The organism is Sphingomonas sp. P2_B6 (assembly GCF_056404755.1).
Genome location: NZ_JBFUDK010000009.1, coordinates 62,852 through 78,780 on the forward strand (window position 1 = coordinate 62,852; position 15,929 = coordinate 78,780).

At 64.8% G+C, this 15,929-nt stretch carries 18 protein-coding genes; 8 read left to right on the forward strand and 10 right to left on the reverse strand.

Annotated features, from left to right (window positions below; all coding sequences use genetic code 11):
• Positions 1-7: 7 nt before the first annotated feature.
• The 8 genes from galU to rpsU form a co-directional block, all read right to left on the reverse strand.
• Positions 8-877 (reverse strand): UTP--glucose-1-phosphate uridylyltransferase GalU, encoded by an 870-nt coding sequence (gene galU, locus AC1DX5_RS14185; protein ID WP_465169792.1) that lies wholly within the window; start codon positions 875-877, stop codon positions 8-10.
• A gap of 116 nt (positions 878-993) precedes the next feature.
• Positions 994-2,022: an acyltransferase family protein gene (locus AC1DX5_RS14190; RefSeq protein WP_465169793.1), complete on the reverse strand. Its 1,029-nt coding sequence runs from the start codon at positions 2,020-2,022 to the stop codon at positions 994-996.
• Between the two features lie 99 nt (positions 2,023-2,121).
• The gene (locus AC1DX5_RS14195; protein ID WP_465169794.1) at positions 2,122-2,241 is read right to left on the reverse strand and encodes a DUF2474 domain-containing protein; all 120 of its coding nucleotides are present in this window, start codon (positions 2,239-2,241) and stop codon (positions 2,122-2,124) included.
• Positions 2,241-3,248: a cytochrome d ubiquinol oxidase subunit II gene (gene cydB / locus AC1DX5_RS14200; protein ID WP_478016109.1), complete on the reverse strand. Its 1,008-nt coding sequence runs from the start codon at positions 3,246-3,248 to the stop codon at positions 2,241-2,243. Before cydB ends, AC1DX5_RS14195 begins: the two co-directional genes overlap by 1 nt.
• Complete coding sequence (locus tag AC1DX5_RS14205; protein ID WP_478016110.1) at positions 3,245-4,651, reverse strand: cytochrome ubiquinol oxidase subunit I; 1,407 nt, start codon at positions 4,649-4,651, stop codon at positions 3,245-3,247. The genes cydB and AC1DX5_RS14205 overlap by 4 nt, the downstream gene beginning before the upstream one ends.
• Before the next feature lie 122 nt (positions 4,652-4,773).
• Positions 4,774-5,382, reverse strand: a complete 609-nt coding sequence (locus AC1DX5_RS14210; RefSeq protein ID WP_465169797.1) for an FKBP-type peptidyl-prolyl cis-trans isomerase — start codon at positions 5,380-5,382, stop codon at positions 4,774-4,776.
• A 62-nt stretch (positions 5,383-5,444) separates the two neighbouring features.
• Positions 5,445-6,041 (reverse strand): FKBP-type peptidyl-prolyl cis-trans isomerase, encoded by a 597-nt coding sequence (locus AC1DX5_RS14215; RefSeq protein WP_465169798.1) that lies wholly within the window; start codon positions 6,039-6,041, stop codon positions 5,445-5,447.
• Between the two features lie 86 nt (positions 6,042-6,127).
• Positions 6,128-6,334, reverse strand: coding sequence for a 30S ribosomal protein S21 (gene rpsU, locus AC1DX5_RS14220; RefSeq protein ID WP_034160206.1), 207 nt, complete (start codon positions 6,332-6,334; stop codon positions 6,128-6,130).
• A gap of 157 nt (positions 6,335-6,491) precedes the next feature.
• Between rpsU and cysS the strand changes: the two genes are divergently transcribed.
• Complete coding sequence (cysS, locus tag AC1DX5_RS14225) at positions 6,492-7,925, forward strand: cysteine--tRNA ligase (RefSeq protein ID WP_478016111.1); 1,434 nt, start codon at positions 6,492-6,494, stop codon at positions 7,923-7,925.
• A 55-nt stretch (positions 7,926-7,980) separates the two neighbouring features.
• Here cysS and AC1DX5_RS14230 read toward each other — a convergent pair whose 3' ends face one another.
• The gene (locus tag AC1DX5_RS14230) at positions 7,981-8,319 is read right to left on the reverse strand and encodes a hypothetical protein (protein WP_465169800.1); all 339 of its coding nucleotides are present in this window, start codon (positions 8,317-8,319) and stop codon (positions 7,981-7,983) included.
• Between the two features lie 187 nt (positions 8,320-8,506).
• Between AC1DX5_RS14230 and AC1DX5_RS14235 the strand changes: the two genes are divergently transcribed.
• Positions 8,507-9,442 (forward strand): D-2-hydroxyacid dehydrogenase, encoded by a 936-nt coding sequence (locus AC1DX5_RS14235; protein WP_465169801.1) that lies wholly within the window; start codon positions 8,507-8,509, stop codon positions 9,440-9,442.
• Positions 9,443-9,557: 115 nt separating this feature from the next.
• Here AC1DX5_RS14235 and AC1DX5_RS14240 read toward each other — a convergent pair whose 3' ends face one another.
• Complete coding sequence (locus tag AC1DX5_RS14240) at positions 9,558-10,142, reverse strand: hypothetical protein (protein ID WP_465169802.1); 585 nt, start codon at positions 10,140-10,142, stop codon at positions 9,558-9,560.
• Between the two features lie 482 nt (positions 10,143-10,624).
• On the opposite strand from AC1DX5_RS14240, the gene AC1DX5_RS14245 reads away from it, so the two are divergent.
• The 6 genes from AC1DX5_RS14245 (at position 10,625) to AC1DX5_RS14270 (ending at position 15,908) form a co-directional block, all read left to right on the forward strand.
• Complete coding sequence (locus AC1DX5_RS14245; protein WP_478016112.1) at positions 10,625-11,158, forward strand: hypothetical protein; 534 nt, start codon at positions 10,625-10,627, stop codon at positions 11,156-11,158.
• A gap of 93 nt (positions 11,159-11,251) precedes the next feature.
• On the forward strand, positions 11,252-12,148 hold the full coding sequence (locus tag AC1DX5_RS14250) for a helix-turn-helix domain-containing protein (protein WP_478016113.1): 897 nt from the start codon (positions 11,252-11,254) through the stop codon (positions 12,146-12,148).
• 154 nt (positions 12,149-12,302) lie between these two features.
• Complete coding sequence (locus AC1DX5_RS14255) at positions 12,303-13,172, forward strand: alpha/beta fold hydrolase (protein ID WP_478016114.1); 870 nt, start codon at positions 12,303-12,305, stop codon at positions 13,170-13,172.
• Positions 13,169-13,516 carry a hypothetical protein gene (locus tag AC1DX5_RS14260; RefSeq protein ID WP_465174196.1) on the forward strand — a complete coding sequence of 116 codons (348 nt, stop codon included), beginning with the start codon at positions 13,169-13,171 and terminating at the stop codon, positions 13,514-13,516. Before AC1DX5_RS14255 ends, AC1DX5_RS14260 begins: the two co-directional genes overlap by 4 nt.
• 144 nt (positions 13,517-13,660) lie before the next feature.
• Positions 13,661-14,482 (forward strand): alpha/beta fold hydrolase, encoded by an 822-nt coding sequence (locus AC1DX5_RS14265; protein ID WP_478016180.1) that lies wholly within the window; start codon positions 13,661-13,663, stop codon positions 14,480-14,482.
• A gap of 619 nt (positions 14,483-15,101) precedes the next feature.
• Positions 15,102-15,908, forward strand: a complete 807-nt coding sequence (locus tag AC1DX5_RS14270) for a DUF2189 domain-containing protein (RefSeq protein ID WP_478016115.1) — start codon at positions 15,102-15,104, stop codon at positions 15,906-15,908.
• Positions 15,909-15,929 lie beyond the last annotated feature (21 nt).

The following is a 15,929-nucleotide window of genomic DNA, read 5'->3' on the forward strand; positions in this document are numbered from 1 at the left end:
ACCAGCTTCAGCGCAGCAGGTCGACCGCGAACGCGCGCACCGAAGAGCCGATATCCTCACGGGCAATGGCAACGGCCAGATTGGCCTGGACATACCCAGCCTTGTCACCACAATCGTAGCGGCGACCGTCGAAGGTAAGGCCGTGAAAGGGCTGATCGCCGATCATCCGCGCCATCGCGTCCGTCAGCTGGATCTCGCCGCCGGCGCCCTTTTCCTGGGTTTCAAGCACGCGCATCACTTCCGGCTGAAGGATATAACGGCCGATCACCGACAGATTGGAGGGTGCCGTGCCGGGCTTCGGCTTCTCCACCAGGCCCTTGACCTGCGTCAGCGCGCCGGCGCGGACCCCGGGTGTGATCACGCCGTACATATGGGTCTGATCGTCCGGCACTTCCTGCGCACAGATCATGTTGCCGCCGACCTCCATATAGGCGTCAACCATCTGCTTCAGGCAACCGGGCTTGCCGACCATGAAGTCGTCTGCGAGCAGAACCGCAAATGGCTCGTCGCCGACGATATCGCGCGCGCACCACACCGCGTGACCCAGGCCCATCGGCTCCTGCTGGCGGACATAGGCGACAGCACCTGGCCGCAGGCGCGTCTGATGCAGCAGCTCCATCGACTTGCCGCGATGGGCCATGGTCGTCTCGAGCTCATAGGCGATGTCGAAATGGTCCTCGATCGCCGACTTGCCACGACCAGTGACGAAGATCATCTGCTCGATCCCCGCCTCGATCGCCTCGTCCACCGCGTACTGGATCAGCGGGCGATCCACCACCGGCAGCATCTCCTTCGGCAATGCCTTTGTCGCCGGCAGAAAGCGGGTACCAAGACCACCCACAGGGAACACGGCTTTGCGCAGCGGCTTGATCGGCATCCTGTCTCACTCATGAAGCTGGAAACGACGACGTCGTATCGTGGGAATCAACTCCTCCGCCCCTAGTCGGGCGGCAGGCGAAAGGGAAGTACCGTCAGCATCGCGACACAACGAACTCACCGGCCGCCGGTGACGAAACGCAATAGGCCCGGCATCGTCTTCAGCAGCACCCAATAGGCCAGGACAGCGAAGGCAATGATCAGCGCCGGCAGTACGGCATAGGCCGTCAGCACTGCCTCCGCCGTCATCGGCAGTGCGCGGAACGTCAGCTTCTTGCCGACCGTGACCAGCGGCTCGTGTACGGCAAACACGAAGAAGGACGTTCCGCCGAGCCAGGCAAGCGGCCCGCGCCAACGATCCGACTCCGCCAGCCAGCGGCTCGCCTTCAACGCCATGACCACGCCAATCGCGACCGTCGGTCGTAACAGATAGTTGAGCAGCCCCGCGCCGTGGCTGACATAAAAGCCCCATAGTCCGAGCACGAAGAACGGCGCGATCCACCAGCTGGCACGATCGACGACGAACAGCGAGCCGCCCCGGATTGCGATCATCGCGCCGAGATAGAAGAACAGGACTGGCTCACCTTCCGGCAACAGCAACGGCCAGACCACACTCACCCAGGCGCAGAGCAGGACGATCAGCGTCGGCCAGGCAAGATAGCGCGCCGCCAGCCACACCAGCGGCGAGGCGACAACGAGGATCATCAGGTCGCGGATGAACCAGAATTGGTAGGCGATCGGATAGCGCGTGAAACCAAAGATCGCGTCGATCAACTGGAAGGCAGACATACCCCGCACCGCAAGGTTCTGGCTGTTGAAGAGCGGCGCGAATGCGGGGACTGACTGAGCAACTGCCACGAGCAAGAGCAACGCGATGTTCCAGAAGAGAAACGGGACCAGCAGGCTGCGCACCCGCGCCTGAAGCTTGGCGTAATAGATTGCGGGAGAGAAGGACGCGCCCCGGAAGAACAGGAAACCCGACATCAGGAAGAAGAGCGGGACGGCAATACGCGCGATCGAGGCGGTGAAAAGCTGGACATTCTCGACGGTTCGCGCATCCGTCATGCCGCGCGCGCCCTCGGCGAAGTTGGCGGTCACGCCGCAAGCGTGGAGATAGACGATCAGCACGATGAGTGGAAAGCGCAACACGTCGAGTCTTACGAGATGTCCGTCAGCTTCCCCGTCCATCCGTCGTTCCCCCATCCCGATGCCAGTAACACGGCGTCAGCGCCGGAAAAAGACAGCTCAGCCCTTGAGCCACCACCGAAGCACGCCTGCCACAGCGCCCAGGGCGGCGACGCTCGCCGTCCAGATCGCCGCCATCCAGGCAAGCCGCTTCCACAGAGGCGCAGTGTCGGCCTGCATCAATGATAACCGTGCGTGCCGACCTTGCCGCGGAACACCCAATAGGCCCAGCCGGTATAGCCGAGGATCAGCGGGAGCATCACACCGGCGCCGATCAGCATGAAGACCTGCGCATTCTCCGGTGCGGCGGCATCCCAGATCGTCAGTTGGTCTGGCACGATGTACGGATACATGCTGATGCCCAGTCCGGCGAAGCACAAGGCGAACAGGGCCAGCACGAGCAGGAACGGCGCCGACTGCGCGCCCCGCCCCAGCGCGCGCCAGAACATCCATCCGAGCGCCGCGACTAGCACTGGAACAGGCGCGGTCAGCAGGATTCCGGGCATGGTCAGCCAGCGCGTATAATAGTCATGCGCCAGGAACGGTGTGGCGGCGCTGACCGCGGCGATGGCGATCAGCGTGATCACGCCGTAGCGCCGGGCGAGCCGATAGGCCTGTTGCTGGGCCTGCCCCTCGGTCTTGGCGATCAGCCAGCAACTGCCGAGCAGCGCATAGCCAGCGAGGACGCTGGCACCGGTCAACAGGGTGAACGGCGTCAGCCAGTCGAGCCAGGCGCCGCCATAGCCGCGCCCGCTGATCTTCACGCCCTGCAACAGCGCGCCGAGGATGATGCCCTGCGCCAGCGCGGCGACGATCGACCCGGCGGTGAAGCCGAAATCCCAAAAGGCGCGGTGCCGTGGATCGCGCCAGCGAAACTCGAAGGCGACACCGCGGAATACCAGCCCGAGCAGCATCGCAATGATCGGCGGATAAAAGGCCGGCATCAGCACGGCGAAGGCAAGCGGGAAGGCCGCCATCAGCCCTCCCCCGCCCAGCACCAGCCAGGTTTCGTTGCCGTCCCAGACCGGCGCGATCGCGTTCATCGCGACGTCGCGCTCCTCCCCGATGCCAAAGGCCGGGAAGATGATGCCGATACCGAGATCGAACCCGTCGAGCACGACATAAGCGAAGACAGCAAAGGCGATCAGGAAAGCCCAGATCGTGGCGAGATCGTAATTGTGGCTCATGACGCACCTCCGCCACGTTGGGCAGGCCCGGGCACGATCCCCGCCGTCCGGATCGGGGCATTGCCGAGTTCGGATTCGCCCCGCTCGACGCCCTTGTCGATCAGCTTCAGGATATACCAGATGCCGACACCGAACACCGCGAAATAGACCAGCACGAAGGCGATCAACGAGGCGCCGACCGCCGGCGCGGCAAGCGGCGAGGCGCTATGGACGGTGCGGAGCAGGCCATAGACCGTCCAGGGCTGACGCCCGACCTCCGTGGTGACCCACCCGGCTATGACCGCGACAAAGCCGGCAGGCCCCATCAGGACGCCAGCCCGGTGCAGCCATGTCCAGTCATAGAGCTTGCCCCGCCACCGCGCGACGAGGCTCCACAGGCCGAGCCCGAAGATCGCCAGGCCGAGGCCGACCATGATGCGGAACGACCAGAACACGATCCACACCGGCGGCTGGCGATCCGCAGGGATTGTATCGAGCCCGGCGAGTGGGGCGTTCAGGTCGTGCTTCAGGATCAGCGACCCGATTTTGGGAATCTCGACCGCATAGTCGATCCGCTTCTCCCTGGCGTTCGGGATGCCGAACAGGATCAGGGGTGCGCCGTCCGGGTGGCTGTCATAATGACCTTCCATCGCCATGATTTTCGCCGGCTGGTGTTCGAGTGTGTTCAAACCATGCTGGTCTCCGGCGAAGATTTGAATCGGTGCGACCAGCGCCGCCATCCACATCGCCATCGAGAAGATCTTCCGCGCATGCGGATCGCTGCTGTCCCTGAGCAGGTGCCAGGCACCCGTCGCGCCGACGACCAAAGCGGTGGTGAGGTAAGCAGCGATCACGGTGTGGACGAGGCGGTAAGGGAAGCTCGGGTTGAAGATCACTGCCGCCCAGGAGCCTGCGACGACGAACTGGCCCTGCGCGTTGATCGCATAGCCGACCGGGGTCTGCATCCAGCTGTTGGCGGAGAGGATCCAGAAGGCGGAGATAGTGGTGCCGATGGCGACGAGGCAGGTGGCGGCGAAGTGCAGCTTGCGGCCGACCTTCTCCATGCCGAACAGCATCACGCCGAGGAAGCCTGCCTCAAGGAAGAAGGCGGTGAGCACCTCATAGGCCATCAGCGGCCCGATCACCGGCCCGGCCTTGTCGGAAAAGACCGCCCAGTTGGTGCCGAACTGATAGGACATGACGATGCCCGACACGACGCCCATCGCGAAGGTGACGGCGAAGATCTTCAGCCAGAAGCGGAAGATGTCGAGATAGAGTTGCTTGCCCGTCCGCAGCCACAGCGCCTCGAGCACGGCGAGATAGCTCGCCAGGCCGATCGAGAAGGACGGAAAGATGAAATGGAAACTGACGGTGAAGGCGAACTGAGCACGGGCCAGCACGATCGGATCGACGGCATCGAACATGAGCGCTTCCCCCTGGTTCGCTCAGCTCTGCTCCCGATCCGACCTTGGGGCAAGTAGACCGAACGCCCAGGTCGACCTATGCCGAGGTACAGCCGCCCGACGCCGGACGGCTAGCGCCAGGCTTATTTCTTCGGTGCGGGTGCCGCCGGCGGGGACGCGCCTGCACCAGGAGGCATCGCGCCCTGCATCTGCTGCTGCATCTGCATCTGGCGGATCACTGCTTCGGGCAGGAAGTCGAGCAGCTCGACGTCGAACACCAGCACCGAATTGGCGGGGATCGGGCCCGTCACCTTGTCGCCGTAACCGAGGCTCGGCTTGATCCAGAAGCGGTACTTGGAGCCCTTGGGCATCTGCTTCAGCGCCTCGGAGAAGCCCGGCACGACCTCATTGACCTTCATCGGGGTCGGCTGCTGCGACTTGTCGAAGGTGGTGCCGTCGGTCAGCTTGCCTTCGTAATTGACCAGCGCGACGTCGGTCTCGGTCGGCTTCGGCCCGCCCTTGCCGGGCGTGATGATCTTGTATTGCAGACCCGAGGGCAGCTCGACCACGGTCTTGTCGCTGCTGCGGTTTTTCTTGAGGAAAACGACCGACGGCTCGTTCTGCACTTTCCACCAGGCGATGCCCTGAATCGCGCCGAGCGTGGCGAGCACCCCGAGGACGATACCGAGCGCGATATAGAGGATCGGCTTCGCGTCGAAGGGCTTCTTGGCGGTCGGGGGCGTGGTGGCCATGGGGAGGCTCCTGGGCGCCGCGGCGCGGGGCCCGCGCGGCGGCTGGAAAAGGGATCAGCGGATCAGGGCGCCGCGGGCGGGCCGCCCTGAGGCAGTTGCTGCATCTGCTGTTGTTGCATCGCGCGCTGACGATAGACCGCTTCGGGCATGAAGCCGATCATGTCGACATCGAAGATGAGAAGCGAGTCGCTCGGCATCTTCGCCGGGTCGGGCGACTGCTTGCCATAAGCCAGCTCTGGCTTCAGCCACACACGGTACTTCGCATCCTTGGGCATCAGTTTCAGCGCTTCGACAAAACCCGGAAGCGCGCCGCCCGCCGACAGCGGAATCGGCACGGGCTGCTGCGAGGCGTCGAACACGGTGCCGTCGCGCAGCTTGCCGACATACATGACACCAGCGAGGTCGGTCGCGGTCGGCCGCGGCCCCTCGCCGGGCTTCAGCACCTGATATTGCAGGCCCGACGCCGTCTCGACGACGTTAGGGCGAGTCTTGTTCCAGGCGAGGAACTGCGCGTTCGAGCCGCGGAGCGCGACGACCTCGGCCGTGCCGCGAGTCGCCAGCCAGCCCGCCGCCAGCACCGCGAGCAGGATGCCGATCCACAGATACACCAGAACGCTACGCTTCGTAGGCTGCAGCGGCACTGCGGTGATCGTGGACATCGTCAGGCACCCTTAACCGGCGCCTGAAGGGCGGCCGGGATTGAGAAGACAGGAAGCGCGAGGGCCAAGCCCCCGCGCCGACGGTTTTACCGCGCCCCGTCACGCTCCAGCCGCTTGCGCTCCAGCTTGCGGGCGCGGCGGACGGCAGCGGCACGCTCACGGGCGCGCTTCTCGCTGGGCTTCTCGTAATGACGGCGCAGCTTCATCTCGCGATAGACGCCCTCGCGCTGCAGCTTCTTCTTCAGGGCGCGCAGCGCCTGGTCGACGTTGTTGTCGCGAACGATGATTTGCATAAACCCGCAGGTCTCCGGTCAATAGAAATAGGTCGTCGCAAACATGGGTTTGCGCCGTGTGGGAGGGCCCGTACCAGCGCTCAGGCGCATTTTCAAGCAATTTGGCACTTCGGCGACCGGGTTTGCGGGCGCCCGCCCTCGCGGCTATGGCCACCGCATGACCGGCACGCCCCTCACCCTCTACAACAGCCTGACCCGCTCGCTCGAGCCGTTCAGCCCGATCGACCCGACCAATGTGCGCGTCTATTCGTGCGGGCCGACGGTCTATAATTACGTTCATGTCGGCAATTTGCGCGCCTATGTCTTCACCGACACGCTGAGCCGGGTGCTGACCTGGAAGGGTTATCCGCTCACCCATGTCATCAACATCACCGATGTCGGGCACCTGACCTCCGACGCGGATGCCGGCGACGACAAGATGGAAGCGGCGGCCAAGGCCAGCGCGCAGAGCATCTGGGATATCGCGGCGCATTATACCGCGGCGTTCAAGGAGAATATCGCGGACCTCAACATCCGCACCCCGACTCACTTCCCGCTCGCGACCGACCATATCCAGGGCATGATCGCCTTTGCCGAGCAGATCGCGCCCCGGCATTGCTACGAGCTGGAGAGCGGCCTGTATTTCGACGTGTCGACTGTGCCCGATTACGGCCGGCTCGCCCGCGTGGCCGATGACGAGCGCGAAGGGCGGATCGATCCGGTCGCCGGCAAGCGCAACCCGCAGGATTTCGCGATCTGGCGCAAATCCCCGCCGGGCGAGAACCGGCAGATGGAATGGGACTCGCCCTGGGGCCGCGGCGCGCCGGGCTGGCACCTCGAATGCTCGGTGATGAGCCAGCATTTTCTCGGCGCGCGCTTCGACATCCATACCGGCGGCATCGACCACCGCGAGATCCACCACCCCAACGAGATCGCGCAGAACCAGGCGCATTGCGAGTGCGCGGACACCGGCGCGACGATCTGGATGCACAACAACTTCCTGGTCGAGCGCGAGAAGGGCAAGATGAGCAAGTCGTCGGGCGACTTCACCCGGCTGCAGACGCTGATCGATGCCGGCATCCACCCCCTCGCCTATCGCCTGATGTGCCTGAGCGCGCATTACCGGAGCGAACTGGAATTCAGCCCGGATAATCTCGCCGCTGCCGCGACCCGGCTGAAGCGGCTGGTGATGACGGCGCAGGCCCTCCGCGCGCGTAATGACGGCACCGAGTCGGGCGATGCGTCGCGCTATCTCGACGCGCTGGATGCGGCCGTGTCCGACGACCTCAACACGCCGCGCGCCCTGCCGGTGCTCGACGAAATGCTCGGCGACAAGAAGCTGTCGCCGGCGACGCGGCTGAAGACGCTGGCGGTGTTCGACGACGTGCTCGGGCTGAAGCTCGCCACGCTGACGCGCGAAGCGTTGCGGGTGAAGCCGGCGGATACGGCGATCTCGCCCGAGGAAATCGAGGCGCGGCTGGCCGAGCGCAAGGACGCGCGGGCGGCGAAGGACTTCGCGCGATCCGACGCGATCCGCGACGAACTGTCGGCGGCGGGCGTCGAGGTGATGGACGGCGATCCGCTGGGCTGGGACTGGAAGCCCACGCTTTAGTGTGCTGAATCTGACGTTCGCTCCATGACAAACCTGCCGTCATGCTGAACTCGTTTCAGCGTCCAAGGCGCAACAACCAATGCCACTGCTTGTGGAGCATTGGATGCTGAAACGAGTTCAGCATGACGCAATTCAATAGTATCGAACGAACAGTTCCCAGGTCATCAGCCCCAGTTCCCAGGTCATCAGCCCTAAAGCTCTCCAACACGACTCGGTCATAGGCGGCGCATTTTTTCTTTCCGCTGTTATGTTGGATTTTCGATGCGGATTCTCGCTTGCGCTGCAACGGCTTGCGGACGGGTTCCCTGTTATCGCGTAACAGCGGTAAAATCGCCGCGAAACAGCCGAACTTCCGCTGTTCCGCGGCAAAAACCGCGGCAAAAACGTCCAACATTGGTCGACGATATCAAAGAGCAGGTGCGCGGTCGGTGGAGACTTTGCCCGGGCCCATCCTGCGCGCTTCCGGTGGAGCATTGAATCGATCCGCCCGCGCGGCTGCCGGGCTTGTCGTGGCGGAAGCCGCGCGGCATGAACCGGCTGCGATCCCGGAAAGATCATCCGGGGCCATGAGAGGTGTCCCGATGAAAGCCGTCCTCCCTGCCCTGGCCCGTCCGCTGATCGAACCGCGCCTGCCCGCCGGGCTCGATGTCGCCTGGTTCGCCAGCCGCGAGGACGCGATGGAGATGATCGTCGACGCCGACATCGCCTGGGTCGACATGCAGCGCACCGGCACGATCGGCGAAGCGGTGCTGCGCGCCAAGCATCTCAAATGGCTGTTCACGATCCTGGCCGGGATCGATTTCCTCGACCTGCCCGCGCTGCGCCGTCAGGGCACGATCGTGACCAACGGCACCGGCATCAACGCGCTGGCGGTCGCCGAATACGCGGTGATGGGCATTCTCGCCGCCGCCAAGCGATTCGACAAAGTGGTGCGCATCGCCGACCGCCACGAATGGACCTTGACCCCGCCGGGGCAGATCGAGCTGTTCGAGACCAAGGCACTGATCGTCGGATACGGCACGATCGGCGCGCTGATCGGCGATCGGCTGAAGGCGTTCGGCGTCGAGGTGACCGGCGTGACCCGATCGGGCCGTGACGGCACGCTGACGCCCGATGCCTGGGCTTCCAGGATCGGCGATTACGACTGGGTGATCCTGGCGGCGCCCTCGACCGGCGAGACCAAGGCCCTGATCGGCGCGGACGAACTGGCGGCGATGAGGCCGAGCGCCTGGCTGATCAACATCGCGCGCGGCGACATGGTCGATCAGGACGCGCTGATCGAAGCGCTGACCAAACGCCGGATCGCAGGCGCGTTCCTCGACACGGTGACGCCGGAACCGCTCCCGCCGGAGCATCCGCTATGGGATGCGCCGAACACGATCCACACCATGCATTTGTCGGGGCGGAGCCAGACCAAGATGTTTCAGCGGGCGGCGGCGCTGTTCCTGGAGAATCTGGAGGCGTTCATGAGCGGGCGGGCGATGCGGAACGTGGTGGATCTTGAGGCGGGGTATTGAGGGGATCGTCCGGAAAGGAAGCGGACATGATCGCGTTCGTCGACCCCTTCACGGTCGAGCCTCGAGCTTAAAAGGCCCCGCGCGTTCCGCGACAGGTCAGAAACGACGGGGGCGCTCAATCAAAACTCCTTTTACCGGTGAGGGCGGTTCCGAGTTCCACCTGTCTCCAGAGAGCGTTAACGGTTTCATTGCCATCCTGGAAAGCACCCCGGTCGCAAAACCAGAGGCTTGCTCCAAGGGAGTCGGTCGACAGGGCGAGAAGATCACGGGTCTGGCCGTCAGCGGGCAGCAACTCGTCGATCGGCCGTTCGGTCCGCTGCTCCCGCCTCTCGGGCACGAGCCGTATTTGGGCACGCCAAGACGCGAATACACCACCCCGCCCCCGGCTGCTCACGCCCTCGACGGCAGCTCCCTCGGCGCAGGTTCCGATCACGCCGCACATGGTGCCCTCGCCTCTGACCCCCACGCTGCTGGAGCCTTCGGCGAACGAGCCTCGGCCATGAACGCCTTCGACCTTGCCCGCGCCCCAGACCCCCACTCCGGCGGTGACCGCTTCGCGACCGAACTCGGCACCGCTTCCACCATAAACCCCGCAACGCCGCCCTTCGACGTTGACGCCATAATCTATCCTCGCTCCGTTAGTCTTGAAGGCCATGGCCGCAGCACCGTTCGCCACGAAGTAATTGCTACTCTCAGACATGACTTCCTCCTTACGATACCAGTTAAATCCTCATTCATAATGACCCCATCAAACAGCTTTACACGACGATACCAAGATTCGACAGGGCGGATGAATATCTCGCGATTCACTACCACCAATATTCCATTCATATGTGTAACATATGCAGGATGCTTCAAATACAAAACTGCAACTGTATCGGATCTGTAGCAGAAACGATCGCACCCGCACCCAGCTTCTCCGACGTTGCGACGCCCGCGCATTCACATCAAGAAGTTCGAATTCTCCCCCGCGGGAGGCGGTGTCGCAGCATTCATCGCTTTGAATTCGCGTTCATATGGGGCCGCAGCCAGGGCTACTGAACAATCTGAAATGCGAGGCGGCGCCGCGCCTTCCTTGCTCGACGCTCACAGGAGCCTCCGCGATCGCGGGGGCCTCCGGTCTTGTGGCGAATCACTATATATGGCTGTATATAGCTCAACCCGTTGGCGACGAGATGGCGAATGGCCCGTAAGATCAGGATCGACATGACTGGCCTGCGGTACGGCCGCCTGGTCGGGATCGAGTTTTCCCACCGCGCCGGCAGCCATGCGCATTGGCGTTTCCTGTGCGACTGCGGCAACGAGACGACCGTCGACGGCACTGCGGTGCGCGCGGGCAAGACCGCCAGTTGCGGGTGCCTGCACCGGGAGATCTGCGCGGCGCGGCTGCTCAAGCATGGCCGGCGCGCGAAGAAGCGCCATGACCCGACCTATCGCGCATGGCAGGAGATCAACACCTTTTGCACCAACAGGGATTCGCCGCGGTATCGCGATTTCGGCGGGCGCGGCATCGGCGTGTGCCCCGCCTGGAGCGCCGATTTCGAGGCGTTCCTCGCCGATCTGGGGGAGCGCCCAGCCGGCCAGATCCTCGTCCGGATCGACCCCGATGACGATTTCCAGCCGGACAATTGCCGCTGGGCGCCGGTGCGCAGCCGCTCCCGCCGCGCGGCCGATGGGGCGAGACGCCGGACCGAGGGAATCGGCGCGCCCGTTTGAGCGTGCGCGCGGGCTTTGGCGCTGTCCGTCGGGACCAAAATCAGCTAGTCAATGCGGGGGGACGCACCCCGACATCCAGCTGTGGAGGTCCGAGTGACCGGCAGTTACGACAGCATGGTTCTGGGCGAGCGTTTCCAGCTGCCGCGCGTGCCGACGGCGCTCGCGCGGACCGCATCGGTGGCGCCGATCGGCTTTGCACGGCTGAAGAGCGATATCCCCGCCCATAAACGGGCCAGGGAGGTCCCGACCGAGCGCGCCTATTGCCTACACGTGTCGCTCGCGCCGTCATCGGTCGACCTCTGGATCGACGGGCAACACCGTTTCGCGGCCGACGTGCCGACGGGCAGGTCGTTTCTGTTCGACCTGGCCTCCAACCCCGTGTCGGAATTCCACACACCGTTCGATACGCTGCGTTTCTACATCTCGCAGGCCTCGCTCGACGAGCTGGCGTTCGACCACGGGATTCGCGGTCCGGTGACCTTGCTGCCGCAACTCAGCGCGGACGACCGGGTGATGCACGGCCTGGCAAGCGCCCTGATCGACAGCGTCGAGCGGCCCAGCGAGCGAAGCACGCTGTTCATCGACCATATCGGGCTCGCTTTCCATGCCCATGTTACCGCCGTCTACGGCGAACGGCGGGCCCCCGCATCGCGGAACGGCGACCGCCTTGCCCCATGGCAGGTGCGCCGTGCGCTGGACTTCATGACCGCCCATCTGGACGGCGACCCGACCGTCGCCGAGCTTGCCCGGGAATGCGGCCTTTCCCCCGCCTATTTCGCGCGCGCCTTTCGCCGGACGACCGACACCACCCCGCATCAATGGCTGATCCGCCGGCGGGTGGAACGCGCGCGGGAGCTGTTGCTGGCCGGGGACCTGCCGCTGGCGGACATCGCGGCAACATGCGGCTTTGTCGACCAGAGCCATTTCAGCCGGCTCTTCGCCCGGATCGAGGGTGAGACACCAGGGCGCTGGCGGCGGCGGCATCGCTGACCGGACGTCCGGACGCCAGGCACTCCTGAGCCCTCGCACCGCAGGAATATCCCAAAATCCGCCCGGCTGATTGTCCAATACAGCCGGCGGCGCCGTAGCGGATAGTCGCGATCGACGAGCAATCCCGGAAGGGTCGCCCGGCTGCGAGGACCCCATGACCAGTCCGCTAGCCTATGACGAGCATCGCATCCCGACCGGCCAGGGCAATGTCCTTGCCCGGGACTATCCGGGCGCCGGCCCGACCCTGGTGCTGATGCACGGCTTCCCGGACAATCAGGGCATCTATGACGACCTGATCCCCCATCTGACCGCGGCGGGGCGCCGGGTCGTCACCTTCGATTTCCTGGGTTTCGGCGGGTCGGACAAGCCGGCCGGCGCGACCTACGGCTTCGATCAACAGCTCGGCGATCTCGAGGCAGTGGTCCAGTATCTGCATCTGGGCGATATCGTCCTGGTGCCACACGATTCCTCCGGCATCGTCGGGGTGAATTTCGCGATCGCGCACCCGCGCAAGGTCGCGGGCCTGTGCATCCTCAATTCGGCGTTCGAGGATTCGCCGCTGGCGGTGTGGCCGGAGATGATCATCCTGTTCGGCGATCCCTCGCTCGCCGCGCTTGCCCAGGCGTTGCGGCACAGCCCGGCGCAGTTCGGCTGGCTGCTGCAATGGCAACAGGGGCGGTTCGCCGCCGCGCTTTCACCTGAGCACCGCGCGCATTTCGAGCGCGTCATCGGGCCCCTGATCGCCGACAATTTCATCACCCAGCCCAGTTCCGCCCCGGCCTTCGTGCAGATGACCGCGCAATTCTATGCCGAGCTGAAGCGCAATGCCGGGCGGCTGAGCGAGCTCGCCGCGCTGGAAATGCCGGTCAGGGTGATCTGGGGAACCGACGACCCCTATTTCTCCGCGCCGATGGGCGAGGAACGGGCGGCCCGATTCAAGCACGGGTCCTTCCACCCGGTGGCCGCCGGCCACTGGCTGCAATCCGACGAACCGGCGCTGGTCGCCAAGGAGATATTGTCATGAACACCAATCCCCCGAGCCCCGAGACCGTCAAAGCCCTGCAGGATGTGCCCGTGACCCGGGTGCTCGCGCTGGGCCGCTGGACTGACAAGGCGCCGCCCGAAAAGCGCGGGCCTGTGATGCCGTTCGAGGCACGCGACACGATGCGGCTGATGCTCGCCGGCAAGATCGACCAGTGGTTTGCCCGGTCGGACGGCGAAGGCGCGGTCTTCCTGATGAACGTGACCGATCCCGCCGAGGCGCATGCGCTGCTGGAGGCGCTGCCGCTCGGCCAGGCGGGCATGATGGTGTTCGAGCTGATCCCGATCGGGCCGCTCTGGCCGCTCGGCCTGCTTACGCTCGACTGATCCCCCATCGAAAGGCGAACGCCGATGAGCACCACCCCCTCCCCCAGCCGGCGCGCGGTGATCGCCGGCGCCGGCGCCGCGGCGGCCGCGCTGGCGCTGCCGCACGACGCATTCGCCGCACCGATCAAGACAGGAGCAAAGACCATGTCCACCATGACCATGAAAGACGGCGCCAAACTCTATTACAAGGACTGGGGCACCGGCCCGGTCGTGACATTCTCGCATGGCTGGCCGTTGAGCGCCGATGCCTGGGACGCGCAGATGATGTTCCTGGGCAAGCAGGGATATCGGGTGATCGCGCATGACCGCCGGGGCCATGGCCGGTCCGACCAGACCTGGCACGGCAACGACATGGACACCTATGCCGACGATCTCGCCACCCTGCTCGACTCGCTCGACATCAAGGGCGCGACGATGGTGGGCCATTCGACCGGCGGCGGCGAGGTGGCGCATTATATTGGCCGGCACGGCACGGCGCGCGTCGCCAAGGCAGTGCTGATCTCCGCGGTGCCGCCGCATATGCTGCAGACCCCGACCAACCCGGTCGCGGCGCCGCTGAGCGTGTTCGACGGGCTGCGCGCGGGCCTGCTCTCCGACCGGGCGCAGTTTTACCGGGACTTCCCGATGGTGTTCTACGGCTACAACAAGCCGGGCGCGAAGGTTTCGCAGGGGCAGATCGATTCCTTCTTCGCGCAGGCGATGATGGGCAGCATCGAAGGACAATATGACTGCATCGCCGCGCTGTCCGAGACCGACTTCACCGGCGACCTGAAGAAGATGACGATCCCGACCCTGCTGCTGCACGGCGTCGAGGACCAGGTCGTGCCGATCGACATCGCGTCGCGCAAGTCGATCAAGATCCTGCCTAGGGGGACTTTGGTTGAGATACCGGGCGCGCCGCACGGCATGTGCGTGACTCATGCGGACCGGGTGAACGCGGAATTGCTGACGTTCCTGAAATCCTGAAGCGCCGTCTCGCGAATGGAGCGCCGACCCTTTGCGGGCTGACTGAGCCCGCAAAGGCACGCGGCACGACACCGCGTCCTTTAATGGTGGCGACGTTACGTGCGGCCAACCGTGCGTGCAAACCTTCCTCCCCGGCACTCTTCGCCGGTGATGCAAATGACACCTATCGTCGCTGCGAAGCGCACTCGTGGCGATGCAAACAATTGGCACAACAAATGCCGGTTTATATTGCGACGCGGATGCATCAAGCCTATGGCCGGCGCAGCGATTCCGGAGCGGAGCCGTCGACAATGGGAGAGAGCATCGGTGCGCTTTACGCGGATTTTTCTGTGCCTGTTCGGACGCCATCATCGCAACGGACGCCGCGTCGTACATGACGGTCAGGATTTCCGGAGTGCCTGCATCGGGTGCGGCATCGAGATGGTGCGCACCGAAGGGGGCTGGAAACCGGAGTCCCGTCGCCATGCCGGCTGAACCGGCCAGCAAGCAACGTCGCTTTATCTCCGCCCGCCAAAAGTGTATCGTTCGCGATCGGGCCGTGTGGCCATAACGGGGCCACGGAATAACCTGAACGCGAGACGGGCGGCGGCCCGCTCTGCCTCGCCAGGAGAGGCTCGCCATGGTTGCCATTCCCGCTACGCCCGCCGCGTCGTCATCACAGCCCCCCGTCGTGCGCGAGATCAGTCGCGGCGACCTGTCCTGGGCGTTGCACGAGGGCTGGTCCGACTTCCTCGACAAGCGCGGCGACATCATCCTCGCCGCCATCCTCTACCCCGTGCTGATGCTGGTCGTGGCCGGGGTGGCGCTCGGGGCGAGGCTGTTCCCGCTGCTGCTGCCGCTGATCGCCGGCCTGTCGCTGCTCGGCCCGCTGATCGCGGTCGGTTTCTACGAGCTGGCCCGGCGGCGCGAGGAAGGCCGCGACACGCAATGGGTGCATTTCCTCGATCCGTTCCGGGGGCCATCGGCGCCGCAGATCGCGGCACTTGGCATCTTCCTCGCCCTGCTCTTCCTTGCCTGGATCGGCATCGCCTGGGCGATCTACCGGGAAACGCTCGACACGCTTCAGCCGACCGAGCTGAGCAGCTTCGTCCGGCTGCTCTTCACCACGGCCGAGGGATGGCAGCTCATCCTGTTCGGCAACCTTGCCGGGTTTGTCTTTGCGGCGATCACGCTGGTGACGACGGTGGTGTCCTTCCCGCTGCTGGTCGACCGGCCGGTCGATTTCGTTCTCGCGGTCCAGACCTCATTGCGCGCCGCGTGGCGCAACCCGGTCGAGATCGCCATCTGGGGATTGATCGTCGCGGTGCTGCTCGCGCTTGCCTGCATTCCGCTGTTCATGGGGCTGGTGGTCGTGCTGCCGGTGCTCGGTTATGCGAGCTGGCATCTCTATACCCGGCTGGTGGATCGGAGCGTGGCGGGCAGCTGAAAACCACTCCTCCCCGTTCGG